This is a genomic window from Kaistia defluvii (genome assembly GCF_026343955.1).
Classification (GTDB): Bacteria; Pseudomonadota; Alphaproteobacteria; order Rhizobiales; family Kaistiaceae; genus Kaistia; species Kaistia defluvii.
Genome location: NZ_JAPKNI010000003.1, coordinates 17,822 through 43,309 on the forward strand (window position 1 = coordinate 17,822; position 25,488 = coordinate 43,309).

The 25,488-nt window shown below is 66.6% G+C and carries 24 protein-coding genes; 11 read left to right on the forward strand and 13 right to left on the reverse strand.

The genetic code is table 11. The features are described from left to right. Window positions 1-4: 4 nt before the first annotated feature. From OSH10_RS07980 to OSH10_RS07995, 4 genes are all read right to left on the reverse strand, one after another. Complete coding sequence (locus OSH10_RS07980; RefSeq protein WP_266331174.1) at window positions 5-709, reverse strand: cytochrome c oxidase subunit 3; 705 nt, start codon at window positions 707-709, stop codon at window positions 5-7. After that, window positions 706-2,517 carry a cbb3-type cytochrome c oxidase subunit I gene (locus OSH10_RS07985; protein WP_266331175.1) on the reverse strand — a complete coding sequence of 604 codons (1,812 nt, stop codon included), beginning with the start codon at window positions 2,515-2,517 and terminating at the stop codon, window positions 706-708. Before OSH10_RS07985 ends, OSH10_RS07980 begins: the two co-directional genes overlap by 4 nt. 101 nt (window positions 2,518-2,618) lie before the next feature. Then, window positions 2,619-3,434, reverse strand: a complete 816-nt coding sequence (locus OSH10_RS07990; RefSeq protein ID WP_266331176.1) for a cytochrome c oxidase subunit II — start codon at window positions 3,432-3,434, stop codon at window positions 2,619-2,621. 52 nt (window positions 3,435-3,486) lie between these two features. Next, window positions 3,487-3,888 carry a c-type cytochrome gene (locus OSH10_RS07995; RefSeq protein WP_266331177.1) on the reverse strand — a complete coding sequence of 134 codons (402 nt, stop codon included), beginning with the start codon at window positions 3,886-3,888 and terminating at the stop codon, window positions 3,487-3,489. A 276-nt stretch (window positions 3,889-4,164) separates the two neighbouring features. On the opposite strand from OSH10_RS07995, the gene OSH10_RS08000 reads away from it, so the two are divergent. Continuing rightward, the gene (locus OSH10_RS08000) at window positions 4,165-4,491 is read left to right on the forward strand and encodes an NIPSNAP family protein (RefSeq protein ID WP_266331178.1); all 327 of its coding nucleotides are present in this window, start codon (window positions 4,165-4,167) and stop codon (window positions 4,489-4,491) included. A 17-nt stretch (window positions 4,492-4,508) separates the two neighbouring features. Here OSH10_RS08000 and OSH10_RS08005 read toward each other — a convergent pair whose 3' ends face one another. From OSH10_RS08005 to OSH10_RS08015, 3 genes are all read right to left on the reverse strand, one after another. Next, on the reverse strand, window positions 4,509-6,113 hold the full coding sequence (locus tag OSH10_RS08005) for a copper resistance CopC/CopD family protein (RefSeq protein ID WP_266331179.1): 1,605 nt from the start codon (window positions 6,111-6,113) through the stop codon (window positions 4,509-4,511). 107 nt (window positions 6,114-6,220) lie between these two features. Continuing rightward, window positions 6,221-6,766, reverse strand: coding sequence for a YcnI family copper-binding membrane protein (locus OSH10_RS08010; protein ID WP_266331180.1), 546 nt, complete (start codon window positions 6,764-6,766; stop codon window positions 6,221-6,223). 78 nt (window positions 6,767-6,844) lie between these two features. Continuing rightward, the gene (locus OSH10_RS08015; RefSeq protein WP_266331181.1) at window positions 6,845-7,237 is read right to left on the reverse strand and encodes a DUF2946 family protein; all 393 of its coding nucleotides are present in this window, start codon (window positions 7,235-7,237) and stop codon (window positions 6,845-6,847) included. A 290-nt stretch (window positions 7,238-7,527) separates the two neighbouring features. Between OSH10_RS08015 and OSH10_RS08020 the strand changes: the two genes are divergently transcribed. The 4 genes from OSH10_RS08020 (at window position 7,528) to ydiK (ending at window position 11,931) form a co-directional block, all read left to right on the forward strand. Then, window positions 7,528-8,706, forward strand: a complete 1,179-nt coding sequence (locus OSH10_RS08020) for a porin (RefSeq protein WP_266331182.1) — start codon at window positions 7,528-7,530, stop codon at window positions 8,704-8,706. Between the two features lie 311 nt (window positions 8,707-9,017). Further along, complete coding sequence (locus OSH10_RS08025) at window positions 9,018-9,542, forward strand: hypothetical protein (RefSeq protein ID WP_266331183.1); 525 nt, start codon at window positions 9,018-9,020, stop codon at window positions 9,540-9,542. 3 nt (window positions 9,543-9,545) lie between these two features. Next, window positions 9,546-10,778, forward strand: a complete 1,233-nt coding sequence (locus tag OSH10_RS08030; RefSeq protein WP_266331184.1) for an HlyD family secretion protein — start codon at window positions 9,546-9,548, stop codon at window positions 10,776-10,778. A 97-nt stretch (window positions 10,779-10,875) separates the two neighbouring features. Then, on the forward strand, window positions 10,876-11,931 hold the full coding sequence (gene ydiK / locus OSH10_RS08035; protein ID WP_266331185.1) for an AI-2E family transporter YdiK: 1,056 nt from the start codon (window positions 10,876-10,878) through the stop codon (window positions 11,929-11,931). Between the two features lie 35 nt (window positions 11,932-11,966). On the opposite strand, the gene OSH10_RS08040 is transcribed toward ydiK, so the two are convergent. From OSH10_RS08040 to OSH10_RS08050, 3 genes are read right to left on the reverse strand one after another with little or no spacing between them, the layout of a single operon-like run. Continuing rightward, window positions 11,967-12,272: an antibiotic biosynthesis monooxygenase gene (locus tag OSH10_RS08040; RefSeq protein WP_266331186.1), complete on the reverse strand. Its 306-nt coding sequence runs from the start codon at window positions 12,270-12,272 to the stop codon at window positions 11,967-11,969. 59 nt (window positions 12,273-12,331) lie between these two features. Continuing rightward, the gene (gene lsrK / locus OSH10_RS08045) at window positions 12,332-13,897 is read right to left on the reverse strand and encodes an autoinducer-2 kinase (RefSeq protein ID WP_266331187.1); all 1,566 of its coding nucleotides are present in this window, start codon (window positions 13,895-13,897) and stop codon (window positions 12,332-12,334) included. 10 nt (window positions 13,898-13,907) lie between these two features. After that, the gene (locus OSH10_RS08050; RefSeq protein WP_266331189.1) at window positions 13,908-14,855 is read right to left on the reverse strand and encodes a sugar-binding transcriptional regulator; all 948 of its coding nucleotides are present in this window, start codon (window positions 14,853-14,855) and stop codon (window positions 13,908-13,910) included. 241 nt (window positions 14,856-15,096) lie between these two features. On the opposite strand from OSH10_RS08050, the gene lsrA reads away from it, so the two are divergent. The 6 genes from lsrA to OSH10_RS08080 all read left to right on the forward strand — a co-directional run bounded on the left by lsrA (window position 15,097) and on the right by OSH10_RS08080 (window position 21,943). After that, on the forward strand, window positions 15,097-16,593 hold the full coding sequence (gene lsrA / locus OSH10_RS08055; RefSeq protein WP_266331190.1) for an autoinducer 2 ABC transporter ATP-binding protein LsrA: 1,497 nt from the start codon (window positions 15,097-15,099) through the stop codon (window positions 16,591-16,593). After that, on the forward strand, window positions 16,586-17,629 hold the full coding sequence (locus OSH10_RS08060; RefSeq protein WP_266331191.1) for an ABC transporter permease subunit: 1,044 nt from the start codon (window positions 16,586-16,588) through the stop codon (window positions 17,627-17,629). Before lsrA ends, OSH10_RS08060 begins: the two co-directional genes overlap by 8 nt. Beyond that, window positions 17,626-18,627, forward strand: coding sequence for an ABC transporter permease subunit (locus OSH10_RS08065; RefSeq protein WP_266331192.1), 1,002 nt, complete (start codon window positions 17,626-17,628; stop codon window positions 18,625-18,627). The genes OSH10_RS08060 and OSH10_RS08065 overlap by 4 nt, the downstream gene beginning before the upstream one ends. A gap of 13 nt (window positions 18,628-18,640) precedes the next feature. Continuing rightward, on the forward strand, window positions 18,641-19,672 hold the full coding sequence (gene lsrB / locus OSH10_RS08070) for an autoinducer 2 ABC transporter substrate-binding protein LsrB (protein WP_266331193.1): 1,032 nt from the start codon (window positions 18,641-18,643) through the stop codon (window positions 19,670-19,672). A 73-nt stretch (window positions 19,673-19,745) separates the two neighbouring features. Beyond that, window positions 19,746-20,993 carry a class II aldolase gene (locus OSH10_RS08075; RefSeq protein WP_266331194.1) on the forward strand — a complete coding sequence of 416 codons (1,248 nt, stop codon included), beginning with the start codon at window positions 19,746-19,748 and terminating at the stop codon, window positions 20,991-20,993. A gap of 158 nt (window positions 20,994-21,151) precedes the next feature. After that, entirely contained in the window at window positions 21,152-21,943 is a 792-nt protein-coding gene (locus OSH10_RS08080) for an SDR family NAD(P)-dependent oxidoreductase (RefSeq protein WP_266331195.1), read from the forward strand. 9 nt (window positions 21,944-21,952) lie between these two features. Here OSH10_RS08080 and OSH10_RS08085 read toward each other — a convergent pair whose 3' ends face one another. The 3 genes from OSH10_RS08085 to OSH10_RS08095 are packed head-to-tail and all read right to left on the reverse strand — an operon-like array spanning window position 21,953 to window position 25,324. Next, entirely contained in the window at window positions 21,953-23,173 is a 1,221-nt protein-coding gene (locus OSH10_RS08085; protein WP_266331196.1) for an SAM-dependent methyltransferase, read from the reverse strand. Next, window positions 23,160-23,969: a DUF1365 domain-containing protein gene (locus tag OSH10_RS08090; RefSeq protein WP_266331197.1), complete on the reverse strand. Its 810-nt coding sequence runs from the start codon at window positions 23,967-23,969 to the stop codon at window positions 23,160-23,162. The genes OSH10_RS08085 and OSH10_RS08090 overlap by 14 nt, the downstream gene beginning before the upstream one ends. Beyond that, window positions 23,966-25,324: an NAD(P)/FAD-dependent oxidoreductase gene (locus OSH10_RS08095; protein ID WP_266331198.1), complete on the reverse strand. Its 1,359-nt coding sequence runs from the start codon at window positions 25,322-25,324 to the stop codon at window positions 23,966-23,968. Before OSH10_RS08095 ends, OSH10_RS08090 begins: the two co-directional genes overlap by 4 nt. Window positions 25,325-25,488 lie beyond the last annotated feature (164 nt).

Here is a 25,488-nt window from a genome sequence, read left to right on the forward strand (position 1 = left end):
CCTCCTAGGTCAGCAACTGGCGGCAGATGGCGACGAAATCGCCGACCCAGTTGGCGAGCAGCCCGAGCAGCACCAGCCAGATCAGCAGCAGCGCGTGCCAGTAGGTGGCGCAGAGATCGACGCCGAGCCGCAATCGCGCGATGCCCGCGCCGCGCTCCATCCGCCACGCGACGCGCCCCAGCACCGCCAGCCCGCCCGCGACATGCAGCCCGTGCAGCCCGGTGAGAAGATAGAAGAAGGCGGTTGCCGGATTGCCGGCGAGGAAATAGCCCTCGGCACGCAATTGCCGCCAGGCGAGCCACTGGCCCGCGAGAAACAGCAGCGCCGTGAGCGCTCCCGCCCGCACGCCGGCACGCACCCCTTCGATGTCGTCGCGCCGGGCCGCCAGCCGCGCCGTCTCCAGCGCGATGCTGCTCAGCGCCAGCACGCCGGTATTGACCCAGACGATGCCGGGCATGCGCACGGCCTCCCAGTCCCCGAGGCCGGCGCGCATGAGATAGGCGCTGGCGCTGAGCGCGAAAAGCGAACCGACCACCGCCAGGAACACGGCGAGGCCGACCCTGGCGCCTCGCGCCGGGGAACGATCGGGCGGCGCGGCCGGGCCGGCGACGCCGACCTCGAGCCAGGGCTTCGTCAGGATGCCCTGGCGCCAGAGCCAGCCGAAGGCGATGGCCAGAATCCCGACGAGGAACAGCAGGATGACGCTCATCGCACGCCCTCCGCGACTGTCTCGCCGGATGAGGCGAGGTCCGGCCCCGGGTCGTTCTGCGGCAGGAAATCCTGGGGGGCGCCCGGCACGGAATAATCATAGGCCCAGCGATAGACGACCGGCCGCTCGGCGCCCCAATTGCCATGCGCCGGCGGCGTCTCCGGCGTCTGCCATTCCAGCGTCGTCGCCCGCCACGGATTGCCGCCCGCCTCGCGGCCATGCCGCAGGCTCCAGGCGAGGTTGAACAGGAACAGCATCTGCGTCGCGCCGACCACCAGCGCGGTGATGGTGATGAAGACGTTCAGCGTCGCCGCCGAAGCCGGCACGAAGGCCGTCTCGCCCATCTCGAAATAGCGGCGCGGCACACCGAGCAGGCCGAGATAATGCATCGGGAAGAAGATCAGATAGGCGCCGAGGAAGGTCATCCAGAAATGGATCTTGCCGAGCGTGGTATCGAGCATCCGGCCGGTGATCTTCGGATACCAGTGATAGATCGCGCCGAAGATGACGAGGATCGGCGCGACGCCCATCACCATGTGGAAATGCGCCACCACGAACATCGTGTCGGACAGCGGTACGTCGACCACGACATTGCCGAGGAACAGGCCGGTCAGCCCGCCATTGATGAAGGTGACGATGAAGCCGAGCGCGAACAGCATCGGCACGGTGAAGTGGATGTCACCGCGCCAGAGCGTCAGCACCCAGTTATACACCTTGAGCGCGGTCGGGATGGCGATGATCAGCGTCGTCGTGGCGAAGAAGAAGCCGAAGCCCGGATTCATGCCGCTCACATACATGTGGTGCGCCCACACCACGAAGGAGAGCGCGCCGATGCCGACGATCGCCCAGACCATCATCCGGTAGCCGAAGATGTTCTTGCGGGCATGGGTGCTGATGAGGTCGGAGACGATGCCGAAGGCTGGCAGCGCGACGATGTAGACCTCGGGATGGCCGAAGAACCAGAACAGGTGCTGGAACAGAATCGGGCTGCCGCCGCCATAGGGCGCCTGTTCGCCCGTGACGACGATCGCCGGCATGAAGAAGCTGGTGCCGAGCAGCCGGTCGAACAGCATCATCACGGCCCCGACGAACAGCGCCGGGAAGGCCAGGAGCGCCATCACCGTGGCGGTGAAGATGCCCCAGATGGTGAGCGGCATGCGCATCAGCGTCAGGCCGCGCGTGCGCCCCTGCAGCACGGTCACGACATAATTGAGCCCGCCCATGGTGAAGCCGATGATGAACAGCATCAGCGAGGCGAGCATCACGACGATGCCCCACGATTGGCCGGGCGTGTTGGCGAGGATCGCCTGCGGCGGATAGAGCGTCCAGCCCGCGCCGGTCGGCCCGCCCGGCACGAAGAAGCCGGCCACCAGCAGCAGCACGGCGGCGAGATAGATCCAGTAGCTCAGCATGTTGAGATAGGGAAACATCATGTCCCGCGCGCCGAGCATCAGCGGGATCAGGTAGTTGCCGAAGCCGCCGAGGAACAGCGCGGTCAGCAGGTACACCACCATGATCATGCCGTGCATGGTGATGAACTGGTAATAGTGGTCGGCGTCGATGAAGGGCAGCAGCCCCGGAAAGGCCAGTTGCATCCGCATCAGCCAGGACAGCACCAGCGCCACGAGGCCGATCGCCATCGCCGTCAGCCCGTACTGGATGGCGATGACCTTGGCGTCCTGCGAGAAGACGTATTTCGTCACCCAGCTCCTGGGGTGGTAGAGGTCCGGCTCGCCGACCTCGAAGGCCGGCGCCGCGCCGGAAGCCGTTCCGCCCGATATGGGTCCGCCATGCGTGACATCGACCATGAGCCGCCACCCGCTGCGTTGCGGGGCGGCGCGATGCGCCGTCCCGGCCTAGCTTGCCTCGTCCCTGCCTGCGCCGACCGTCCGGCCGCCGGAATTGTCCTCTAGTTCAGGGCGCCGGTTTGCGCCGGCGCCTGCATCTGCTCGAAGGTCTGCTGCTGCGCGAGCCAGGCCTGGTAGTCGGCCTCCGCCTCGACCACCACCGTGCCGCGCATATAGGGATGGCCGACGCCGCAGAGTTCGGCGCACAGCACCTCGAAACTGCCGGTGCGCGTCGGCGTCAGCCAGTAATAGGTGACCGAGCCCGGGATCATGTCCATCTTGGCGCGGAACTCCGGCACGAAGAAATCATGTACGACGTCGAGCGAGCGCAGCAGCAGCGCCACCGGCTTGCCGACCGGCAGATGCAGTTCGCCGCCCTGCACGATGACGTCGTCGCGACCGTTCGGGTCGTTCGGATCGATGCCGAGCGGATTGGTGTCGTTGACCTCGCGCGTGTCGGCCGCGCCGAGCCTGCCGTCCTTGCCGGGCAGCCGGTAAGCCCATTGCCATTGCTGGCCCACCACCTCGACCGAGGTGGCGCCGGCCGGCACGCGGATGAAATGCGCCCACACGACCAGCCCCGGCGCCAGCATCGCGGCGACGCCGACCGCGGTGCCGATCGCCAGCCAGCTTTCCAGCCGGCGGTTCTCCGGCTCGTAGGCGGCGCGGCGGCCGGGCTTGTGCCGGAAGCGCAGCAGGCAATAGGCCATGAACAGCACGACGGCGGCAAAGACCGCGCCGGTGATCCAGAAGGTGATGTTGATGGTGTCGTCGATATAGCCCCAGTTCGAGGCGATGGGCGTGAACCACCACGGGCTCAGGAAGTGAAACAGCACCGAGCCGACGACCACCAGACCCAGGACTATCGCGATCGGCATGCCTTTTCATCCATGTCACGACGACGGGCGCGCGCGCCCCTGTCCTCCGCGCCTACATCTTTTTGCCGTCCGGTCCGAACTGCTTGAGATAGGCCACGATGTTATCGATATCCTTCGGGTTCTTGAGCCCCGGGAAGGTCATCTTGGTGCCGGGGATCTTGCCCTTCGGGTTCTGGATGTATTCACGGAAGATCGTCTCGTCCCAGACGATGCCCGAATTCTTGTTGGCGGCTGAATAGGTGTAGCCCGGCACCGAGCCGGTCTTGCGCCCGAACAGGCCGTTCAACTCCGGGCCGACGGCGTTCTTGGCGCCCTCGCCGATCTGGTGGCAGGATTTGCACTTCAGGAAGACTTTTTCACCCTGGGCCGCGTCGCCATCCGCCAGCGCCGCCACCGGCAGCAGGACGAGGAGCGCTCCGGCACCGAGCCAGGCCGCACAGTCCCGAAAGATCATTGACGCCTCCCGACAATCGACGGAAACGCAACAACATCGCATCGCGCGGCAACGTCTGGGCCTCAATGGGGGAACCAGGGGCTCGCCGCATGTCCAAGCTTAGCACATTTACGCAACGTCATCTCGCAATAGAATCACGATGATAAAGTGCGACATACAACAGCGCGCGAGCCTGCATGGCCAAACCGCGCTTGCCTTGGCCGCGCGAACAGGCTTGTCTTCGGGCAACCGCCTTCCACCCACAAGACAACGCCAACCCAACCGGTCGAGACGCGAATGATCTATGAACTGCGAGTCTATTCCTGCCTGCCCGGCCGCATGGCCGCCCTTCAGAACCGTTTCCAGAACCACACGCTGCGGATCTGGGAAAAGCATGGCATCCGGCAGGCCGGATTCTGGACCACGCTGATCGGTCCGGCCAACAACGACCTGACCTACATGATCGCCTGGGACAGCCTGGCCGACCGCGAGGCCCGCTGGAACGCGTTCATGGCCGACCCGGAATGGATCGCCGCCCGCGCCGACAGCGAGAAGGACGGGCTGATCGTCGCCAATGTCGAAAGCTCGTTCCTGCAGCCGACCGCCTTCTCCTCGGTCCGCTGAGGCCGAACCGCCCCTCTTCAGGGGCGGATCTCGATGACGTCCTCGAGCTTCACCAGATCGAAGTCGGAGACGAGGATATCGATCCGCGCATGCCAGCGGCCGGCGACCGGCAGGGTCAGGTCGTCGATGCGCCAGGTCCCGTCGCCGGGCTTCTTTGCCTGGCGGCGGATCGCCTCGATGCCGGCATCCGGATTGGACAGGACCAGCGTCACCCCCTGGGCGTCGAGCGGGCCGAAATCGCCGGTAAGGAGGGAGATGGTGGCGCTGGTGACGCCGGCGCGGCCCGGCGCGATCTCCAGATCCGCCATCGCCTGAGCGGCGTGGATATGGATCGCGACCGGCGCTGAGGCCGCCTCCGCCAGCGCGCGCGGCGGCGGCGTGAAGCGCCAGAGCGCCGCGACGGCGAAGATCATGACGACCAACAGCAGTTCAGCGGCGATCGACCGGCGCAGATGCATGCTCGCCCGCGCGTCCCCTTTGCCGGCGGGCGCCGTCAGGCGCAGGCGATTGAACAGGGCCAGTCCGAACAGCGGCGCCAGCAGAGCGAGCTTGGCGAGAAGAACCAGCCCATAATTGGTGGTCCAGAGCGCCTCCGGCACCCGCACCTGCACCAGCGCCAGCAGCAGCCCGGCGCCGATCAGCGGCAGGACGAACCAGGGCGCCAGCTTGGAGAACCGGCGGAGCGCGGTCGCGGCTTCGGGCGCCGGCGAGGCCAGCGCCCGGCCGAGCGGAAACAGAGCGCCGGCCCAGAACGCGATGCCCACGCCATGCAGGAACACCGCCGGCCGCGTCAGCCAGCCCGGATGGGCGGCGCTGGCATGCCCGCTGGAGGCCAGCGCGACGCCGGTGAGTGCGAGCGCGGCGAACGACAGGATCTTCGCCAATACACCACCTGTGAAAAGGGCGGCGAAGGCTGCGATCAGCGCCGCCAGCGCCAGGCAGGCGAGCGTGCCGAGGCTGGTGCCGAATCCGGTCTTCCAGACGACCGGCTGCAGGAGGCTGCCGATCGGAAGGCCGAGCGCATCCAGTCCCTGGAAGCCGATGGAAAGCGGCACCGCGACGAGGCCCGCCAGGATCCATCCGGCGCAGAACCGGCGCGATCGCACCCCACCGCCGGCAAGGCTGACGAAGAAGGCTCCGCCGACGCCGAGAAACAGCCCGGCATAGGTGACAAGCTTGCCAAGCCAGATCGCGCCGCGAACCGGCGCGTCGATGGCCTCAACGGCGACCTTCGCTCCTCCCGCGCTCGGCGCGCCGATCGAGAATACGGCGGAGCCGCCGATCGGGTGGCCGTCCTCCGAGACGACGCGCCAACTCAGCACATAGGTACCGTTGCCAAGCCCGGCCGGCGCCGGGATCTCGACGGTCGCGTTCCGCAGCGTGAAGCGCTCGAGCGCGACGGTCGAGCCATCGGGACGAACAAGCCTGAGGGAAAGCGGCGAGGTCGGCTCGCTGAAGGTAAGCGAGAAAGCCGGCGGCGCCGTCGCCACGACAGAGCCATCGACCGGGCTGGCGCGGATGAGCGAGGCGTGCGCCAGGGCTTCCCCGGCCGCCAGCAGGCCTGCGACAAGCACCAGCGCCGCCAGCAAAACGCGTGTCCATCCGGTCGCGACGGTGACCATCGTCCCGCTCCTGTCTGACGATCCCATGCGACGGATCCGGCACGCCCGCATGGACGCGCCGGATCCGCGTAGGAAATCGCGATTCTTCTATCTTGCGGAAACGCGCTTTATTTCTTCGGCGACAGCATCACGCCGGGCGCCGGCTGCTCGTAGTCGTCGGCGCTCTTGCCGGCGGCGGGGATCTCGATCCAGCGCTCGACGGCGCCGTCCGGGCATTCCTGAACGACCGGGAAGTAAAGCGTCGTATCGGCCTTCAGATCGCCGGTCAGATAGGCGCGCAGGACGAATTCGTCATATTCGTCGTCCGGCAGGCTGCCGCCACTCCAGACGATCTCCTTCACGCCCTCGGTCGTCGGCGTGCCGTAATAGTCATAGGCCTTGTCATAGGCGCCCTTGACCTTCTCGATCGTCCAGCCCGCCTTGGGCTGCGGCTTGACGGCGATGACGCCGTCGGGGATCCGGACGCGAACCTTGACGGTCGGCTTGCCTTCGCAGCCATGGCCGACGCGGAACACGGCCTTGTAGGTCGAGGCGACCGGCGCCTGCTGGGTTTCCAGGGTGATATGCGCCGAAGCGGCGGAAGCGCCGAGCGCGACCAGCGCGGCCGCGGAGATCAGGGTCGAAAGGCGCGTCGAAAAACGTTGAACAAACATGGATTCGCTCCAAAAGGGCAGCACCACCCGCGAGGGTGGAAAGGATCGGATGAGCCGGCTCCAGGAGCCGGAAGCAGATCAGACCTGCCCGGGAGGCGCCCTGGGATTGTGCGGCTTGCGTTCGACATGCGCGACCAGCCGGGGCGATGCCGGCGCGGGTTTGCTCACGAAGAGCAGCCGGTTGGTCAGCGCCGCGCTTTCGTCCGGCGCGGGCGGCACGGCGCCGCCGACCATGCTGCAGCCGAAGGTGCAGCAATCAAAAGCGTGGGCCGGGGGCGCGTCATCGGTCGGGGAGCCGGCGGCGACCGTGCGACCCTCGGTGGTGCAGAGCACATGCCCGAGCGCGCCGGAATCGAGCGTCGCCGCCCTCGCGCCCAGAGAAAGCCCGCTGAACAGCACCTGGATGACGAGCATGAAGGCGACGAACAACGTCACCTCAGCCGACAATCCCTGGCGCAAGCGGTGCTTCAATGCGGTTTCCCCCTGCCGGCAGCGATAGCATGAGAACCGGCGCCGGGAACATTCCGTTCTGCCCGCGACGTCGCGACAAAACATCCCGTGCCTCCCCGAGGCCGGTATCGCGGGCGCCGCGTGGATCCGCCCTTGCCGCTCCGTGTCCGTTCAGCGCGGAAGAGACGACAATCGCGATGGAGACGAGAGGCGAACGGCGCTATCCTTCCCGGTGGGGAAGGCTCCGCATAAATCAGTTTCGCGCAGCCTTTGCGGCCGGCCGGGTCCGCCGCGAAAGGGAGATGGGCGCCATGCGATTTCGACGCCGGGCGATGCTGGCGACCACCCTCTTGCTGCTCTCGCCGACCTGGACCTTCCCGGCCGCCGCCGACGAGACCGAGCCCCCCGCTGCGCCAACCGCCACCGGGCCGAAGGCGACGTGGATTCCGCCGCTCCGCACGGGCGACGACGACGCCTACCTCCGGTTCTATGGCCAGATCGACAAGGGTCTGCTGGTCTTCGACGATGGCGGGTCGACGCTCGGATACGGACCGGTCGACAACGGCAATTCCTCCACCCGCGCCGGCCTGCTGCTCCATGGCAAGGTGAATGACGACTGGGCGGTTGGCGGCAATCTCGAATGGGAATGGACGCCCTACGCGACGGTCTACGCCAACCAGCGCAACCGCGGCGATTTCGACTGGGATTCCAACCAGTTGCGCCATGCCGAGGTCTATCTGGAATCGCAGACATACGGGAAGCTGTGGCTCGGCCAGGGCAGCATGGCGTCGGACGGCTCGGCCGAGGCCGATCTCTCCGGCACCAAGGTCGCCGGCTATGCGATGGTCTCCGACATGGCCGGCGGACCGTTCTTCCGTTTTTCCGATGGCACCCTCTCCTCGATCCAGGTCAAGGATGCGTTCACCGACTATGACGGGCTGAGCCGAAAGCTGCGCGTCCGCTATGACACGCCGCAATTCTACGGCTTCAGCCTGGCCTCCTCGGTCGGGACACAGGTCGTGCCCACCACGACCGATGTCACGGTCTGGGATATTGCCGCGCGCTATCAGCAGACGCTTAGGGACTTCGAGGTCTCCGGCGCGCTGGCCTATTCCCAACCCGCCGACAACCAGTCCCTGATCGATGGCTCGATCTCGATCCTGCACCAGCCATCGGGCCTGAGCCTGACGGTCGCGGCGGCCTATTCGGACAAGGAAGCGATCGACGGCCGCTATGGCTACGTCAAGCTCGGCTACCAGACCCGCATCTTGGAGGTCGGCAAGACCGCCTTCTCGGCCGATGCCTATTTCGGGGAGGATATCGATGCCGCCGACAGCACCAGCCGGTCGTTCGGCGTGCAGGTGGTGCAGAATCTGGACTACCTCCAGACCGAACTCTATCTCGGCGGCCGGTCCTATTCCTATGACGAGCCAGGCCATGACCTCGACAGAAGCTATGCCGTTCTTGCGGGCGCCCGGCTGAAATTCTGAACCGGCGCGACGGGCCGGTCGCGGCGCACGGAAGGACGATGCGGGGCGTCGCTCAGGCCGGATCCAGATGCACCGTCGACCCGTCGGCTTCCTTGCATCGACGCTTTCCAAGAGCTGGAAAACAAGTAACATCGCCCGCATGGACGTAATGCGATCCGGAGGCGGAGCCACCCTTTGGAATAGCGTACCTTAACGGCCGGGACGGAATGGGCGAAGACAGGCCCCGCCTCGCGCACGACTGCCGGCGCGGTGGCGGAATGACCGGAATCAGCAGCGTCACCCAGGAACGCAATCTTGGGAGAGAGAAATCGATGGACGACAAGATTCATCCCACGGCGATCGAACACCTGCCATTCTTCATCACCGGGCCGGGCCAGACGGACATCCTCTTCAACGTGATGGTCGTCTTCATGCTGGTGGCGATCCTGGCCGTCGGCAATCTGTATTTTCAGCTGCATGCCTTCCCGGAGCGCATGGCGCACCGGACGAACGTGGTGCAGATGGAAGTCGTCGCCGTGCTGGCGCTGATTTCGCTGTTCACGCACAACCACCTGTTCTGGATCGCCGGCCTGCTGCTGGCGCTGATCCGCTTCCCGGATTTCTCCAGCCCGCTGGGTTCCATCGCGGACTCGCTGCAGCGGCTGGCGGGCCGTCGCGATGCCAGGGTCACGGCCGTGGCTGTCGCCCTCCCCGGCTCGACGCCGGGTGTCGCCACGGTGGCGGGCCTCTCCCCGGACCCGACCCTCTCGCCCGAGGATGAGCCCACCGATCCCTCGGATCCGGACCCGGGAACCGATCTCCCGCGCGGAATTCACCCGTCGAAAGAGGGAAACTGAGCGATGCTCGAGTTGCTGCTCTGCTCGATGCTCACCATCTTTCCCGATTATCTCATTCGCCGGTACGGCCAGGGGAAGCGGATCGGCCGCGAGATCACCCTCTATTCGGTCTGGTACGAGCTGCGCTGGGGCATCACCGCCTGCCTCATCCTGACGGTTTCGCTGATTACGCTGATCTTCTACTTCCACCCCTCGACCAAGAATGTCGCCGCCGTCTTCCGGACCATCTCGATCCTGCCGGAGACGGGCGGCCGCGTCGCCAAGGTGTTCGTCGGCGTGAATGAGAAGGTCGAGGCGGGCGCCCCGCTGTTCCAGCTCGACGATTCCCAACAGCAGGCGGCGCACGATGCCGCGCAGCGTCGCATCGCCGAGATCGATGCCGAGATGAAGGTGGCCGAAACCGAACTTGCCTCCGCCGATGGCGCCATCCGGCAGGCGGAGGGCGCCTATCAGCAGGCCCTGAACGAGCTGGAGACCAAGCAGGAGCTACTCCGGCGCAACGCGAATGTCGTCGCCACGCGCGAGATCGAGCGATTGCAGGTCGCCGCCGACGGCCGCCAGGGCGCGGTCGATGCGGCGATCGGCAACAAGCGCACGCTGCAGGTGCGCCTCACCTCGCTGCTTCCAGCCCAGCGCGCGAGCGCCGAGGCCGCCCTCGCCCAGGCCCAGGTCGAACTCGACAAGATGCTGGTGCGGGCGGGCGTCGCCGGCACGCTCCAGCAGTTCACGCTCCGGCCCGGCGACGTCGTCAACCCGATGCTGCGGCCCGCCGGCATCATGGTTCCGGCCGATGCGGGGCGCGTCGCGCTGGTCGCCGGCTTCGGGCAAATCGAGACCCAGGTGATGAAGGTCGGCATGATCGCCGAAGCCACCTGCATCGGCAAACCCTTCACCATCATTCCCATGGTCGTCACCCAGGTGCAGGATGTCGTGGCGGCCGGCCAGTTTCGCCCGACCGACCTCTTGGTCGACGTCCAGAAGCTGGGTCAGCCCGGTTCGATCACCGTCTATCTGGAGCCGCTCTACCCCGGCCAGCTGGAAGGCGTCCCGCCGGGCGGCAGCTGCATCGCCAATGCCTATACCAACAACCATGATGCCCTGGCGGACAAGAACATCAGCGGGCCGCGCTGGCTGTTCCTGCATGTCGTCGATGCCGTCGCGGTGGTTCATGCCGCGATCCTGCGCATGCAGGCCATCCTGCTTCCCGTTCAGACGCTGGTCTTCAGCGGGCACTGATGGACGCCGCGGCGCCTGCCGACCAACAGGCGCCGCTTCCCGAGGCGGCCGGTGGGGCGCCCCGCATGGCGTGAAGCAGGGTCAGGGGTAGAACGCGATGACCCGGCAGCACCAGGACATCACGCGGATCACGCTGGCGGTTCTGTTCATTGGCGGCATTCTGGTCACCTGCATCTGGGTGATGCTGCCCTTCCTGCCGGCCATCATCTGGGCCACCACCCTGGTGATCGCCACCTGGCCCCTGATGCTGTGGGTCCAGCGCCATACCGGCAACCGGCGCGGCCTGGCCGCGCTGATCATGACGGTCCTGTTGCTGCTGATCCTGATCGTGCCGTTCTGGCTGGCGCTCAGCGCCGTCGTCGCCAACACGGACGAGATTCGCGAGCTGATCCGAACCCTCTTGTCCCTGCGCCTGCCACCACCGCCGGCCTGGCTGGCCGAGATTCCGCTTCTCGGCGCGCGCGCGAGCGAGGCCTGGACCACCCTGTCGTCCGACCGGCTGGAGGCGCTGACGCCGAGACTCGCGCCCTATGCCGGCGCGATAACCCAGTGGATCGCCTCGACGGCGGGAAGTCTGGGCTCGATGTTCGTCCACTTCCTGCTCACCACGCTCATCGCCGCCTTGATGTATCTGAGCGGAGAAAAGGCGGCCACGCAGATCATCCGCTTCGGTCGGCGCCTGGCGGGCGACCGCGGCGAAATGGCAGTGCGTCTCGGCGCGCAGGCGATCCGGAGCGTGGCACTGGGCGTCGTCGTGACCGCGATCGCCCAGAGCGCCATCGCCTGCATCGGACTTCTGGTGGTGGGCGTGCCCTTCGCCGCCATCCTGACGGCGATGATCTTCCTGCTATGCCTGATCCAGCTCGGCCCCGGGCTCGTGATGGTGCCCGCCGTGGCGTGGATGTACTATTCCGGCGATGCCCTCTGGGCGACGGTGCTGCTGGTCTTCACCGTGATCGCCGGAACCATCGATCAACTGGTGCGTCCGATCCTGATCCGGCGCGGCGCCGATCTGCCGGTCCTGCTGATCCTCGCCGGCGTGATCGGCGGGCTGATCGCATTCGGCATGCTCGGCATCTTCATCGGGCCGACGGTCCTGGGCGTCGGCTACACGCTGCTCAACGCCTGGATCAGCGAGAGCGAGCCTGGCTGACGGTACAGCCAGGCAGAGGCTTGCAGCGCCCGAGCCTAGTCCGCGAGAAAGTCCGCCATTTCGGCGTTGTAGAAGACCTTGGTGCGCGGGCCGGTCTGGATCGGCTCGAGAAGGCTGACGCATTTCTGGTAGTGCGGCGTGCGGCGGTGTTCCTCGAGGGCGGCCTCCGACCTGAAGACCTCGTAGATCAGGAACTTGTTGCCATCGTCAGGGTCGCGCAGCACGTCGAAGCGCAGATTGCCCGGCTCCTGGCGCGTGCCTTCATAATTGATGCGGAAGGCCTCGATGAAATCATCGGCATGGCCCGGCTTGACCATGATGGTCACCATCTGGATGAGCATAATCACTCCTTTGCAAAGAGATTGGCGCAGCGCCCGAAGCGCCGCGAAACGTTGGAAGCTCAGAGGCCGGGGGCCTTCCACATCGAGGTGGTGACGCCCTCGTCGACGAGCTGGAGCTGCAGCGCATAGGCGCGCGCCCACCGCTCGCCGGCCTCGTCGTAGATCGCCTTGTGGCCGAGATCCGGCTCGAAATGCCGGTCCCAGCGCACCCAGGATTCGGCGGTCGAAACGAAATCCCGCTGCAGGCCGGCGCCGATCGCGGCGGCGGCGGCGCAACCGAGCGCGGTCGCCTCCTTGACCACCGGCGTCACCACCGGCAGGCCGGTCGCGCTCGACAGGATCTGCGCCCAATGGGCCGACTTGGCCGCACCGGCCGCGAAGACGATCTGCTTGGGCGTGACGCCGGAGAGCTTGAAGATCGCGGCGAGGTTTCGCGCCGCGACGATCGCGGCGTTTTCCTGCAGGGCGCGGAAGATCGCCGCCTTGCCGGACTTTTCCGGATCGATCGAGAGGTTCAGCAGCGACGGCGCGGCGTGGTACCACTTGCCGTAATGCATCACGTCGGAGAACACCGGGATGATGCCATAGGCGCCGGGCGGGATATGCGCCGACTGCGCCTCCAGCAGCGAATAGGCATCGCCACCCGTCGCGGCCGCCTCCGCCACCTCCGCCGCGCCAAAACTGTCGCGGAACCAGCGCATCACGATGCCGACGAAGAAGCTGATCGCCTCGGCCTGGTTGAGGCCGGCGACGACATGCGGATTGATGCGCAGATCCATGGACGGGTCGGTCAGCGTCTGGTCGACATTGACGATCTGCTGCCAGAAGGTGCCGCCGAGCACCGCGCAATCGCCCTTGTTGACGACGCCGAGCCCGGCCGTGCCGATCTGGCAATCCCCGCCACCGGCGACGACCTTCGTGCCGGCCTGCAGGCCCGTCGCCTCGGCCGCCGCGGCCGTGACATGGCCGATCACCGTGCCGGACTCGACCGTCTCCGGGAAGATGTCGTCACGCATGCCGGCCCAGCGCATCGCCTCCGGCATCCACTTGCGCGCGCCCAGGTCCAGCAGGCCGGTGGTGCCGGCGTTGGAAGGCTCGCTGACGAGCACGCCGGAAAGCCGGGCGAGGACCCAGTCGGACAGCATGCTGATCCGATGCATGCGGTCATAGACGTCCGGCAGGTTGCGCTTCAGCCAGAGCAGGCGCGGCAGCGCGCCGAGCGCGAAGGTCTGGCCGGAATGCTGATAAAGCCGGGCCTCGAGTTCGGGAAAGGCCTGCTTCAGTTCGCGCACTTCGCTGTTGGAGCGGCTGTCGACATTGGCGCAGGCCCAGATCTCCCGGCCGTCGGAATCATAGACCACCAGCGCCTCGCGCATGCTGGTGGCGCTGACGGCGGCGATGTCGCCGGCCGAGATGCCGGCGCTGGCGATCGCCTGGCGGATGGCACGGGCGAGATGGGCCCAGTTGCCCTCGACATCGAAATCCATCGAGCCTTCGAAGCGCGGATCGGGCTTGTGCCACCATTCATGCTGGGCGGCGGCCACCTGGTTGCCGGCCGCGTCGAAGACGACCGCGCGGCCGCTTCCCGTCCCGGCGTCGACCGCCAGAAGATATGTTCCCGCCATAGCCCTCTCCCTAATCCTTCAGGTCCATCAGACCCAGCGCCGTCGTTTCATCCGTGATCAGGATGCCGACGAACTTCCCCTTGAGTGCGGCGTGGATGGCCGGCACCTTTTCCAGCCCGCCGGCGGCCGCCACGACCTTCTCGGCGCGCGACAACGCGGCGAGCTTCACGCCGATGACGCGGTCGTGCAGCTGCAGGTCGAGCACTTCGCCCTTGTCGTTGAAGAACTGGCAGAGGATGTCGCCGACCGCGCCCTTGCGGCGCAGCGGCTCGACCTCGTCCGGCGTCACATAGCCCGAGCGCACCACCGTCGAGGTGCCGGACAGTTCGCCGATGCCGACCAGCTGGTAGGAAGCGTTCAGCGCCATGTCGAGCAGATTGGCGACCGCCGGCTCCGAGGACAGGTTCTTCGCGACGTCCGGGTCGCGCACCACCAGCGGGGCGGGCACGAGATGCACGCTGCTGCCCCAGTTCGCGGTGCGCATGCCATCGACATAGGTGCCGACGCCGCCGGTCAGGCTGACCAGCCCGATATTGCGCTCATTGGCGAGATGGCCGAGGCGCTGGATGGCGTTGCTGACGGTGGCGCCCCAGCCGACCGCGAGCAGGTCGTCGGGCTGCAGCCGCTGCATCAGGAACTGCGCCGCCGCCTGCCCCAGCCGGTCGCTGGCGCTCTGCTCGGGAAGTTCCGGCACGACATAGGCCTCGAGCAGGCCATAGCGGGCCTTGATCTCGCGCTCCAGCGACAGGCAGCCCTGGTAGCGCGAATTGATCCGGACCTGGATGATGCCGGACCGTCGGCCGCTTTCCAGCAGGCGCGACACCTTGATCCGCGACATGGCGAGCTTTTCGCCGATCTCGTTCTGCGTCAGGCCGTCATTGTAATAGTACCAGGCAATGCGCGTGAGGATCTCCTCGTCGGCGTCGCCATAGCTCCACTCGTTGCTTTCCAAGGCCATGCGCCGAGCACCCCTCCTGCGTTCTGTGATCATATCGATATCGTAAAAACATTTGATCCGTCAACAGGACAGGCTGCGCTTGTTCCGACGATCCGACGCAACCGTGGTAACTCCACTGAAATAGCCGTATTGCAGCGCAATATCGACCACCGCGATCGCGAACGCCGAATCTGACCATATTGACGCCCTCCAAATCTTGTGATCACTTGAGCGATAAGAGAGACATCTGAACAGGTGCGGAATGACTGAGGACACAGCGGCCGGGAGGGCTGCACAGCTCACCGGCATATGGAAATCCTACGGTCCCGTCCCGGTCCTGAAGGGGGTTTCGCTCGCCTTGCAGAAGGGCGAGGTCCATGCGCTGCTGGGCGGCAACGGCGCCGGCAAGTCCACGCTGATGAAGATCATGTCCGGCCTGGTCCCGGCCAATGCCGGCTCGATCGAGATCCATGGCGAGCCCCTGACGCATGCGTCCCCCGCCCTCGCCCAGCAGCTCGGCCTGTACCTGGTGCCGCAGGAAGCGCATATCCTCGGCAACCAGTCGGTGCTCGAGAACATCTGCCTCGGCCTGCGTCCCTCGCCGCGCTCCCTGCGCAAACGGGTCGAGCAGCTGATCGCCGAACTCGCCGTCACGCTCGACCTCGACGCGCAGGCGGCGACGCTGGAAATCGCCGAGCGGCAGATCGTCGAGATCCTGCGCGGCCTGATCCGCGATGCCCGCGTGCTGATCCTCGACGAGCCGACCTCCGCGCTGACGCCGTTCGAGGTGCACGCCCTTTTCCAGCGCGTCCGCAAGCTTCAGGCCCAGGGCGTCGGCATCTTCTTCATCTCGCACAAGCTGCGCGAGATCCGCGAGATCTGCGGCACGATCAGCGTGCTGCGCGACGGCGCGGTGGTGCTGAGCGGACCGCTCGACACCTATAGCGACGCCGAGATCATCGATGCGATGAGCCGGGTCGCCACCGGCGACGCCCCACTCGCTTCCACCCGATCCGGCAGCGATCACGGTCCCGTTCGCCTCGCGGTGCGCAAGCTGAGCGGCGAAGGATTTCGCGATATCAGCCTCGAGGTCCGCGCCGGCGAAGTGCTGGGCCTTGCCGGCGTGGTCGGGGCCGGCCGCACGGAATTCTCCGAGACGCTGTTCGGCCTCCGCCGCCAGAGCGCCGGCTCCGTCACGCTGGACGGCGTCGAGCTCATCCGCCGCTCGCCGCGCGGCTGCATCGATGCCGGACTGGTCTATCTGCCGGAAGACCGGCAGCAGAACGGCCTGTTCCTGGAGGCGCCGCTCTACTGGAACGCCTCGTCCTACCTGATCCACCGCCTGCCCTTCCTGCTCCGGCCCGGCCGCGAGCGCAGCCTGTTCAACGGTTTTCGCCAGAGCATGGGCATCAAGTGCACCGGGCCCGGCCAATCGGCCAAGGCGCTCTCGGGCGGCAACCAGCAAAAGGTGCTGATGGCGAAATGCCTGTCGGCCAAGCCGAAGGTGCTCGTCCTCGACGAGCCGACCCGCGGCGTCGACGTGGCGGCGCGCAACGACATCTACGCCCTGATCCGCCAGCTCGCGGCCGAGGGCGTCGCCGTCATCCTGATCTCGTCCGATTTCGACGAGATCGAACTCCTGGCCGACCGGGTGGTCGTCATGGCCTTCGGCCGGCTCGGCGGCGAATTGACCGAAAACATCAGCGTCGACGCGATTGCCCGCCTGGCATTCGGCGCAGGGGAACAGGCCCATGCTTAATCTCGTCGCCCGCAACCGCGTCCTCATGCTGCTGGCGGTGATGGCGGCGGCTTGCCTCGCCCTCGGCTTCGCCGCGCCCGGCTATCTCTCGGCCGCCACCGCCTCGGTAATCCTGTCGAACAGCCTGGTGCTGCTGCTGATCTCGCTCGGCACCATGCTGGTGATCCTGACCCGCAACATCGACGTGTCCAGCGGCTCGATCCTGGGCCTCAGCGCCGCGACCCTCGGCCTGTCGCTCAATGCCGGCGCCAGCCTGCCGCTGGCGATCGCGCTCTGCATCCTGACCGGCGTCGTCGCGGGCGCCGTCAACGGCCTGCTGGTCGCCTATCTCCGCATCCCCTCGATCGTCGCGACGCTCGGTACGCTCGGCCTCTATCGCGGCATCATGCTGATCCAGACCGGCGGCCGCTGGATCGAGGACCTGCCGCAGGGCCTGAAGGCGCTGGCAGGGGGCATCGGTTTCGGCGTCTCGATCCTGACCGTCGCCGTACTTGCCCTCTTCGCGCTCGCCTGGATCTTCCTGCGCCGCACCCGCTTCGGCCGCTATTTCTATGCCGTGGGCGACAACCGCGACGCCGCCCACCATCTCGGCGTGCCGGTCCGGCGCGTGCAGTTCACCGCCTTCGTCGCGTCAGGCGCCTGCGCCGCGATCGCGGGACTGATCTTCGCGGCGCAGATCGGCTTCATCCCCAACCAGGCCGGCAATGGCGTCGAACTGAAGGCGATCGCCGTCAACGTGCTCGGCGGCGTCAGCCTGCTCGGCGGCAGCGGCTCGGTCGCCGGCGTCTTCACCGCCGCGATCTTCCTGACCTCGATCGACAGCGCGCTCGTGTTCCTGAAGATCCCGGCCTTCTGGAACGACTTCATCGCCGGCGCGATCCTGCTGACCGTGCTGCTGCTCGACGGGCGCATCCGCCTGCTGATCGACCGGCGCATCCGCGCCCGCCGCTACGCCGTGCATGACCGCGTGCCGCAGGCTGCCGAGACGCCCGGCAACCATGCCGACAAGACCCTGCTGGCGGAGGCAAGCCGATGAAAAACGTACTCTTCCGCTGGGAAACGGCGCTGTTCCTGATGCTCGTCGCCGAGCTGGCCATTTTCGGCGTCGTCAATCCGCGCTTCCTCAATGTCGGCAACCTGATCTACGGCACCTCGGATTTCGTCCAGATCGGCATCGTCGCGCTGCCTCTGACGCTGGTCATCATCGCCGGCGGCATCGACGTTTCCTTCGCTTCGACCATCGGCCTCTGCGCCATCGTCTTCGGCGTCTCGAACTTCTTCGGCATACCGCTGCCGCTGGCGATCGGCATGGCGCTGGTCGCCGGCGGACTGGCCGGGCTTCTCAACGCCACCGTCATCCACCTGTCGAAGATCCAGCCGCTCGTGGTCACACTGGGCAGCCTTTATCTGTTCCAGGGCGCCGCCACGGTGCTGTCGGGCGTCGTCGGCGCCGGCGGCTATGAGGGCATCGGCAACTTCCCGGCCAGCTTCACCGCCTTCGGCTATGCCGAGATCCTCGGCCTGCCGGCGCCGCTCGCGGTCTTCCTCGCGCTCGCCGCCGTGCTGATCGTGCTGCTGCATTTCACCCGCTTCGGCCGCGCCGTGTTCCTGATCGGCCAGTCGGCGGAGGCCGCGCGTTATTCCGGCCTGTCGGTCGGGACGACCCAGACCATCACCTACGTCATCACCGGCGTCTGCGCGGCGATCGCGGGGCTCGTCATGTCGGCCTATTTCGGCTCGGCCCGCGTCGATCTCGGCGCCGCGACGCTGCTGCCGGCCGTCACTGCGGCCGTGCTCGGCGGCGCCTCGATCTATGGCGGCCAGGGCTCGATCCTCGGCACGCTGCTCGCGACATTCGTCATCGGCTACCTGCAGCAGGGCCTGCAGGCGAGCGGTGTCCCAAGCCAGATTTCCAGCGCGCTTTCGGGAGGTTTGCTGGTTGCGGCGGTCGCATTGCGCCACGGAAGCGCGCTGCTGGCCGATTTTATCGCTGTCGCCCGACAGAAACGAAACGATCGGGCGTCGGCCTTTTGAGGAGGAAACGAAAATGACGATGAAATTCCTGAAGTCCGGACTGATGGCGGCAACGCTGCTCGCAGGCACCCTGCTCGCCTCGGGCGCGGCGCAGGCTGAATCCCAGATCGCCTTCATTCCGAAGCTGGTCGGCGTCGGCTTCTTCACCAGCGGCGGCGCCGGCGCGGTCAAGGCCGGCGAGGAAGTCGGCGCCAAGGTCACCTATGACGGCCCGACCGAGCCCAGCGTCTCGGCGCAGGTGCAGTTCATCAACAACTACGTAAACCAGGGCTACAACGCGATCATCGTGTCGTCGGTCTCGCCGGATGGGCTTTGCCCGGCGCTGAAGCGCGCCATGGAGCGCGACGTGCTGGTCATGACGTGGGACAGCGACGTCAATCCGGACTGCCGCAGCTACTACATCAACCAGGGCACCCCGGATCAGCTCGGCGGCCTGCTGGTCGACATGGCGGCGGAAGGCGTGACCAAGGAGAAGGCCAAGGTGGCTTTCTTCTATTCCAGCCCGACCGTGACCGACCAGAACGCCTGGGCCGAAGCCGCCAAGGCGAAGATCGCCAAGGAGCATCCGGGCTGGGAGATCGTCACCACCCAGTACGGCTACAATGATGCGCAGAAGTCGCTGCAGACGGCCGAGAGCATCCTGCAGACCTATCCCGACCTCGACATCATCATCGCACCGGATGCCAACGCCCTGCCGGCCGCCGCCCAGGCCGCCGAGAACCTGAAGCGCGCCGAGGGCGTGAACATCGTCGGCTTCTCGACGCCCAACGTCATGCGGCCCTATGTCGAGCGCGGCACGATCAAGCGCTTCGGCCTCTGGGACGTGACCCAGCAGGGCAAGATCGCGGTCCATGTCGCCGAGCACGTGCTGAAGAACGGCAAGATGAAGGTCGGCGACAAGCTCGAAATCCCGGGCGTGGGCACCGTCGAAGTCTCGCCGAACAGCGTCCAGGGCTATGACTACGAAGCCGAAGGCAACGGCATCATCCTGCTGCCGGAGCGGACCGTGTTCACCAAGGAAAACATCGGCAAGTTCGACTTCTAATTCGCAAAACCCATGCGGGCGGCTCCATCCGGGGCCGCCCGCTCCATTTCTCCAGAACAACGGATCCAGACCCATGCAAAGCCGCTGGAACGGCGACGAGGCCAATCGTTTCATCCAGGCAGCGCTTGACGCCGGCCAGAGCGAGGCCCTCGGCCTTCGCATCTATACCTCGCGCATCATCGGCCAGGATCCCGATCTCGTCCTGCATGGCGGCGGCAACACCTCGGCCAAGGTGACGGACGCCGACGGCAACGAGATCATGCACATCAAGGGCAGCGGCTGGGATCTCGACACGATCGAGGCGCCGGGCCTGCCGGCGGTGCGGATGGAGCCGCTGATCGCCGCGCGCGACGGCGGCAAGCTCTCCGATCCCGAAATGGTGGCGCTGCTGCGCGCGGCCCTGCTCGACCCGACCTCGCCCAATCCGTCCGTCGAGGCTCTGCTGCACGCCTTCCTGCCCTTCCGCTTCGTCGACCACACCCATGCAACGGCGGCCCTGGCGCTCGCCAACCAGCCCGACATGCGCGAGACCGTGCAGCGCGTCTATGGCGACCGCCTCGCCTGGGTTCCCTATGTCATGCCGGGCTTCGATCTCTCGATCGAGGGCGACAAGGTCTATCGCGACCACCCCGGCTGCGAGGGCCTCTGGCTGGAGAACCATGGCCTGTTCAGCTTCGCCGACACGGCCGAAGCCTCCTACGCGCTGATGATCGAGTTCGCGACGATGGCCGAGCAGGAACTCGCGCGCGCCGGCGTCGTGCTGGAAGGCCCGCAACAGAGTGACCGCGAGGCCGACCCGGCGCTGGCGGAACGGCTCACCGCCGCCCTCACCCGTCCCGGCTCGCCCTTCGCCAAGGGGCTTTCGCTCGACTACCGCTCGACGCCGGCGATCCGCCGTCACGTCTCCAAGCCGGAGGTCGCGGACATCGCCCTGCGCGGCACGGTCACGCCCGACCACGTCATCCGCATCAAGCCGTTCCCGCTGATCCTCGAGGCCGGCGCATCCGAGGCCGATATCGACCAGGCGCTGGCCGGCTATATCGAGCGCTACACCGCCTATTTCGAACGCAACGCCGCCAAGGCGTCCGAACCCAAGACGATGCTCGACGCCTATCCGCGCGTCGTGCTGGTCCGTGGCGAGGGCATGTTCGGCCTCGGCACCAATGCCAAATCGGCGAAGATCGCCGGCGACCTCATCGAACAGTCGACGCGCGTCATGAATGCCGCCGAGGCCTATGGCCGCTTCACGCCGATCTCGGAGCCGGACCTGTTCGACATGGAATACTGGTCGCTGGAGCAGGCCAAGCTGAAATCGGCCTGATGGGCGCGGGCGGGGGCCGCCCCCCCGCCCGTCCCTTGGAGGCTGCCTCGCCTCCAAGGGCGCGCGACATCGGCAATTCGCGTGGATCCGAAAACCAGTTGTCGACTTGGTCCGTAAGAAGCGAAGGGGGCTGCCGCCGACCTCGCGAGGAAACGACCATGCCGATCACGACGACGCCCGACCATCCGACCGCGACCCAGGATCCCTCCGGCCGCGTCGCCTGGATCACCGGCGCCGGCTCCGGCATCGGTCGGGCCCTGGCGCTTCGCCTCGCGCAGGAAGGCTGGATCGTCGCCATCAGCGCCCGGACATTTCAGGACCTCGAGGCGCTGGCCGAGGAAATGCCGGACCGGCTGCACCCTTTCCCGCTCGACGTGACCGACGCGGCGGCCAGCAGGAATACAGTGGCGCGGATCGAGGAACGCCTGGGGCCGATCGATCTCGCCGTGCTGAATGCCGGCACCTATCGCCGCGACGCCGTCGACTCGTTCGATGTCGCGGCATTTCGCAGGACCGTCGACGTCAACCTGATGGGCACGGTCCATTGCCTGGCGCCCGTGATGCAGGGGATGCTGGCGCGGCAGGCGGGGCACATCGCCGTGGTTTCCTCGGTTGTCGGCTATGTCGGCCTGCCGGGCGCGATGGCCTATGGCGCCACCAAGGCGGCTCTCATCAACATGTGCGAAGCGCTCTATCCGCAATTGTCCGACCGCCAGGTCGGCCTCAGCGTCATCAATCCCGGCTTTGTCGACACGCCGCTTACGCAGCAGAACGACTTTCCCATGCCGTTCCTGATCTCCGTCGACGCGGCGGTCGATCACATCATGGCCGGGCTGAAGTCCCGGCGCTTCGAGATCGCCTTCCCGTGGAAGATGGTGCTGTCGCTGAAGCTGCTCGCCCGGCTCCCGTCGCGGCTGTTCTTCGCGATCACCCGCAGGATGGTCCGCTGAAGCGCCCCGCTATTGCGGGCGCTCCAGCAGGAACTGGCCGACATCGATCTTGCCGCGCCGGAAACCGACGGCGCAATATTGCAAATAATAGCGCCACATCCGCTTGAATGGCGCGTCGAAGCCCTGCGCCTCGATGCGGTGCCAGGCCGCCGAAAAGGCCTGGTCCCAGATCAGCAGGGTCTTCTCGTAGTCGCGGCCGAAGAATTCGGATTCCACAAGGTCGAGCCTCGCGGCCGAGACCCCGGCTGCGAAAGCTGTCCGGGACGGCAGCATGCCGCCCGGAAAGATATAGGTCTGGATAAAGTCGGCGTTGCGCCGATAGTGCTCGAAGCTGTCTTCCGCAATCGTGATGACCTGCAGCATGGCGCGGCCGCCTGGCTTGAGCCGCGTCCGCAGCGCGTCGAAATAGACCGGCCAGTTTTCCTCGCCCACCGCCTCGAACATCTCGATCGAGACGATCTTGTCGAAATGGCCGGCGCAATCGCGATAGTCCTCGAGCCGGATCTCGACCCGATCGGCAAGCCCCGCCGCCACGATGCGTTCGCGGGCGAATTTCGCCTGCTCCTGCGACAGAGTCAGGCAGGTGATGCGGCATCCGGTTTCGCGCGCGGCGAATTCGGCGAAGCCGCCCCAGCCGCAGCCGATTTCCAGGACGTGGTCGCCTTCGCCAAGCGCGAGTTCGCGAACGACGCGGGCATATTTTGCGCGCTGCGCATCGGCCAGCGATTGCTCGGGGCTGGTGAAGATCGCCGAGGAATAGGTCATCGTCTCGTCGAGCCACTGGCGATAGAAATCATTGCCGAGGTCGTAGTGGAAGGCGATGTTGCGCCGGCTGCCGGCGCGGGTATTGGCGCGAAGCCGGTGACGGAGATAGGCGAGGATCCGGCCAAGTCCCGGCGCATGCAGCACCGATTGCAGCGCCTGCTCGTTGACGAGGCCAAGCTCCAGCAGCGCGCCGAGATCGGCCGTGTCCCAATCGCCATCGATATAGCCGCGCGCCAGTCCCAGATCGCCGCCGCTGGCGATCCGCCACAGCAGCCTGCCCCGGCGAACCCGGAGACTGGCCGACGGCCCCGGCAGGACGCCGCGGACCATATGGCTGGCGCCATCGGGAAACTGGATCGTCAGTTCGCCCGCGACGATCCGGTCGGCCCAGCCCCGAAGAACGCGCGACCAGAGCGGCGTGAGGAAGCCCCCGGCCAGGATTACCTTGTCTTCAACGTGGCTCATGGGCTGTCGCATCCTCGAAGCGGGTCGTAACGATGGTGCTGGCAACGGGCCGGTCAGCGGCCTGGTGACGGTGAAGGGGGACGCCCTTCCACCAGAGGCGAAGCGCCTCCCAGTGGATCCCGGCCGTCACCTTGAGGGTCATCAGCGGGTAGCGCAGCAGCGCACCGAGCAGGGACCGGTCGGTCATCGGCTGGCGCGTTCCGGCAAAGGAGGCGACGAGCAGGGGGCCATCGGCGTCCGACTCGTCGATCCGCACCAGGATGGCCTCGCCCGGCGGCTCGATATGAAAGCGATAGAAGCAGGCCATCGGCAGGAAGGGCGAGACATAGAGCTCCTTCGGGCAGCCATGCCGGATCGGACCGGCCTCGTCGCCCGAAACGGCGATGACATAGGTGTGGCGCTCGCCGAAGGTGTTGCAGACCTCGTAGAGAATGGCGCGCAAGCGGCCATCCGGCGCATGGCAGAAATAGACGGTCAGCGGATTGAAGACATAGCCGAGGATGCGCGGATAGCAGAGCACGCGAAGGCTCATGCCATCCTCGAAGCATCCGGCCTCGACCAGCCGCGCCTCGACCCAGGCGCGCAGCCCCCCGGTTTCGCCGTTGCCGTGATCCTTGTCCCAGAAGCTGAGCACCGCGCGACGATTATAGCCAAACAGCCGCGACGTCGCGCTGAACGACGGCAGTTCGTCGAGATCGAGCAGCAGCGAAAAGACGCGGTAGTGCAGCTTGTGCCGGCGCGGCCGGAAGCGGGCATGCATCACGTCGCCAAGGTAGAGGGCGGATTGGCCATTCATTCGGCCGCCTCGCGTTGCGGCGCCAGCACGATCCGGCCGGACTCGTCTCCGACCGTCCAGGGCCGGCGGAGACCGGAAAGATCCTCGGCCGCGGCCAGCCCCGCCTGGAGGCCGTCCTCGTGAAACCCATAACCGAAATAGGCGCCGCAGAACCAGGTGTTGCGCCGCCCCTGCAGCCGCCAGAGCTGCTGCTGCGCGTCGAGCGCCGGCTGATCGAACAGCGGGTGGGTATAGTGGAAGCTCTCGATGACCTTGGCCGGATCGATCGCGCGCGTCGGGTTGAGCGTCACGAACAGGGGATGACGGCTGTCCAGATTTTGAAGGCGGTTCATCCAGTAGGTGACGCAGAGCGGCTGCGCCCCGTCCTGCTGTCGCTCGCCGATATAGTTCCAGCTCGACCAGACGCGCTTGCGCTTCGGCATCAGCGTCTCGTCCGAATGCAGCACGGCCAGATTGTCGGTATAGCGGAAGGCGCCGAGCACGGAGCGTTCCTGCGCATCGGCATCGCCGAGCAGGCGCAGGGCCTGGTCGGCATGGGTCGCGACCACGACATCGCTGAAGCTGTCGGTATGGCCGGAGGCATCGGTGACCAGGACGCGGTCCGTCTCCCGCGTGATCCGGCTGACCGGCGTCTTGAGGCGGATCCCATCGGTGAAAGCCGCGCTCAGCCGCTCGACATAGGCGCGGCTGCCGCCCTGAACGGTGCGCCAGAGCGGCCGGTCGATGAGGTTCAGCAGGCCATGGCTGGCGAAGAAGCGGACGAAGGCCAGCAGCGGATAGTCGCGCATCTCGCGCGCCGTCATCGACCAGATCGCGGCCCCCATCGGCAGGAGATGGTCCTCGATGAAAGCCGGCGAATAGTCGTTCCCATCGAGATAGTCGCCCAGCGTCAGCCCGTCGAGGTCGGTGCGCGGCAGGAGGCGCGGCGCCTCGCGATAGAAGCGCAGGATATCGCGCATCATCCGCCAGAAGCGGGGCCGCACCACATTACCGCGCTGGCCCATCAGCCCGTTGAGGCCTGAGCCGGAATATTCCAGCCTGCCGCCGTCGAGCGACGCCGCGAACGACATTTCGGACGCTGCCGTCTCGACGCCGATCTCCCTGAACAGCGCGACGAGGTTCGGATAGTTGCGCTCATTGTAGACGATGAAGCCGGTATCGACGGGAATGGGACCGTTCGCCGTGGGGACCACCACCGTGTTGGAATGGCCGCCAAGCCTGGTGTCGCTCTCGTAGAGGGTGACGCGCATGGTCCGGCTGAGCAGCCAGGCGGCCGACAGGCCGGAAATTCCCGAACCGACGACGGCGACGCGACGCGCGAAATCCGGATGCTGGCCCTTGGCTTCAATTCGCACGTTCTACCTTCCTGCGCCGATCTGGTTCCTGCTTGTTGATACGGGGCGAAAGACGTTCTGGATCCATCGGCGGCAAAAAATCGCCCGCCGGTGATCCGCTCGCCGCAGCGGCGCGTAGAAGCTGCATGAACGCGCTCATTTCCATTGCCGCTGCGCCATGGCAG

What these genes read in the sequence shown, in the direction of transcription:
- OSH10_RS07980 (WP_266331174.1), bottom strand. Translation starts at nt 709, where the DNA reads ATGAGCGTCATCCTGCTGTTCCTCGTCGGGATTCTGGCCATCGCCTTC.
- OSH10_RS07985 (WP_266331175.1), bottom strand. Translation starts at nt 2,517, where the DNA reads ATGGTCGATGTCACGCATGGCGGACCCATATCGGGCGGAACGGCTTCC.
- OSH10_RS07990 (WP_266331176.1), bottom strand. Translation starts at nt 3,434, where the DNA reads ATGCCGATCGCGATAGTCCTGGGTCTGGTGGTCGTCGGCTCGGTGCTG.
- OSH10_RS07995 (WP_266331177.1), bottom strand. Translation starts at nt 3,888, where the DNA reads ATGATCTTTCGGGACTGTGCGGCCTGGCTCGGTGCCGGAGCGCTCCTC.
- OSH10_RS08000 (WP_266331178.1), top strand. Translation starts at nt 4,165, where the DNA reads ATGATCTATGAACTGCGAGTCTATTCCTGCCTGCCCGGCCGCATGGCC.
- OSH10_RS08005 (WP_266331179.1), bottom strand. Translation starts at nt 6,113, where the DNA reads ATGGTCACCGTCGCGACCGGATGGACACGCGTTTTGCTGGCGGCGCTG.
- OSH10_RS08010 (WP_266331180.1), bottom strand. Translation starts at nt 6,766, where the DNA reads ATGTTTGTTCAACGTTTTTCGACGCGCCTTTCGACCCTGATCTCCGCG.
- OSH10_RS08020 (WP_266331182.1), top strand. Translation starts at nt 7,528, where the DNA reads ATGCGATTTCGACGCCGGGCGATGCTGGCGACCACCCTCTTGCTGCTC.
- OSH10_RS08025 (WP_266331183.1), top strand. Translation starts at nt 9,018, where the DNA reads ATGGACGACAAGATTCATCCCACGGCGATCGAACACCTGCCATTCTTC.
- OSH10_RS08030 (WP_266331184.1), top strand. Translation starts at nt 9,546, where the DNA reads ATGCTCGAGTTGCTGCTCTGCTCGATGCTCACCATCTTTCCCGATTAT.
- ydiK (WP_266331185.1), top strand. Translation starts at nt 10,876, where the DNA reads ATGACCCGGCAGCACCAGGACATCACGCGGATCACGCTGGCGGTTCTG.
- OSH10_RS08040 (WP_266331186.1), bottom strand. Translation starts at nt 12,272, where the DNA reads ATGCTCATCCAGATGGTGACCATCATGGTCAAGCCGGGCCATGCCGAT.
- lsrK (WP_266331187.1), bottom strand. Translation starts at nt 13,897, where the DNA reads ATGGCGGGAACATATCTTCTGGCGGTCGACGCCGGGACGGGAAGCGGC.
- OSH10_RS08050 (WP_266331189.1), bottom strand. Translation starts at nt 14,855, where the DNA reads ATGGCCTTGGAAAGCAACGAGTGGAGCTATGGCGACGCCGACGAGGAG.
- lsrA (WP_266331190.1), top strand. Translation starts at nt 15,097, where the DNA reads ATGACTGAGGACACAGCGGCCGGGAGGGCTGCACAGCTCACCGGCATA.
- OSH10_RS08060 (WP_266331191.1), top strand. Translation starts at nt 16,586, where the DNA reads ATGCTTAATCTCGTCGCCCGCAACCGCGTCCTCATGCTGCTGGCGGTG.
- OSH10_RS08065 (WP_266331192.1), top strand. Translation starts at nt 17,626, where the DNA reads ATGAAAAACGTACTCTTCCGCTGGGAAACGGCGCTGTTCCTGATGCTC.
- lsrB (WP_266331193.1), top strand. Translation starts at nt 18,641, where the DNA reads ATGACGATGAAATTCCTGAAGTCCGGACTGATGGCGGCAACGCTGCTC.
- OSH10_RS08075 (WP_266331194.1), top strand. Translation starts at nt 19,746, where the DNA reads ATGCAAAGCCGCTGGAACGGCGACGAGGCCAATCGTTTCATCCAGGCA.
- OSH10_RS08080 (WP_266331195.1), top strand. Translation starts at nt 21,152, where the DNA reads ATGCCGATCACGACGACGCCCGACCATCCGACCGCGACCCAGGATCCC.
- OSH10_RS08085 (WP_266331196.1), bottom strand. Translation starts at nt 23,173, where the DNA reads ATGAGCCACGTTGAAGACAAGGTAATCCTGGCCGGGGGCTTCCTCACG.
- OSH10_RS08090 (WP_266331197.1), bottom strand. Translation starts at nt 23,969, where the DNA reads ATGAATGGCCAATCCGCCCTCTACCTTGGCGACGTGATGCATGCCCGC.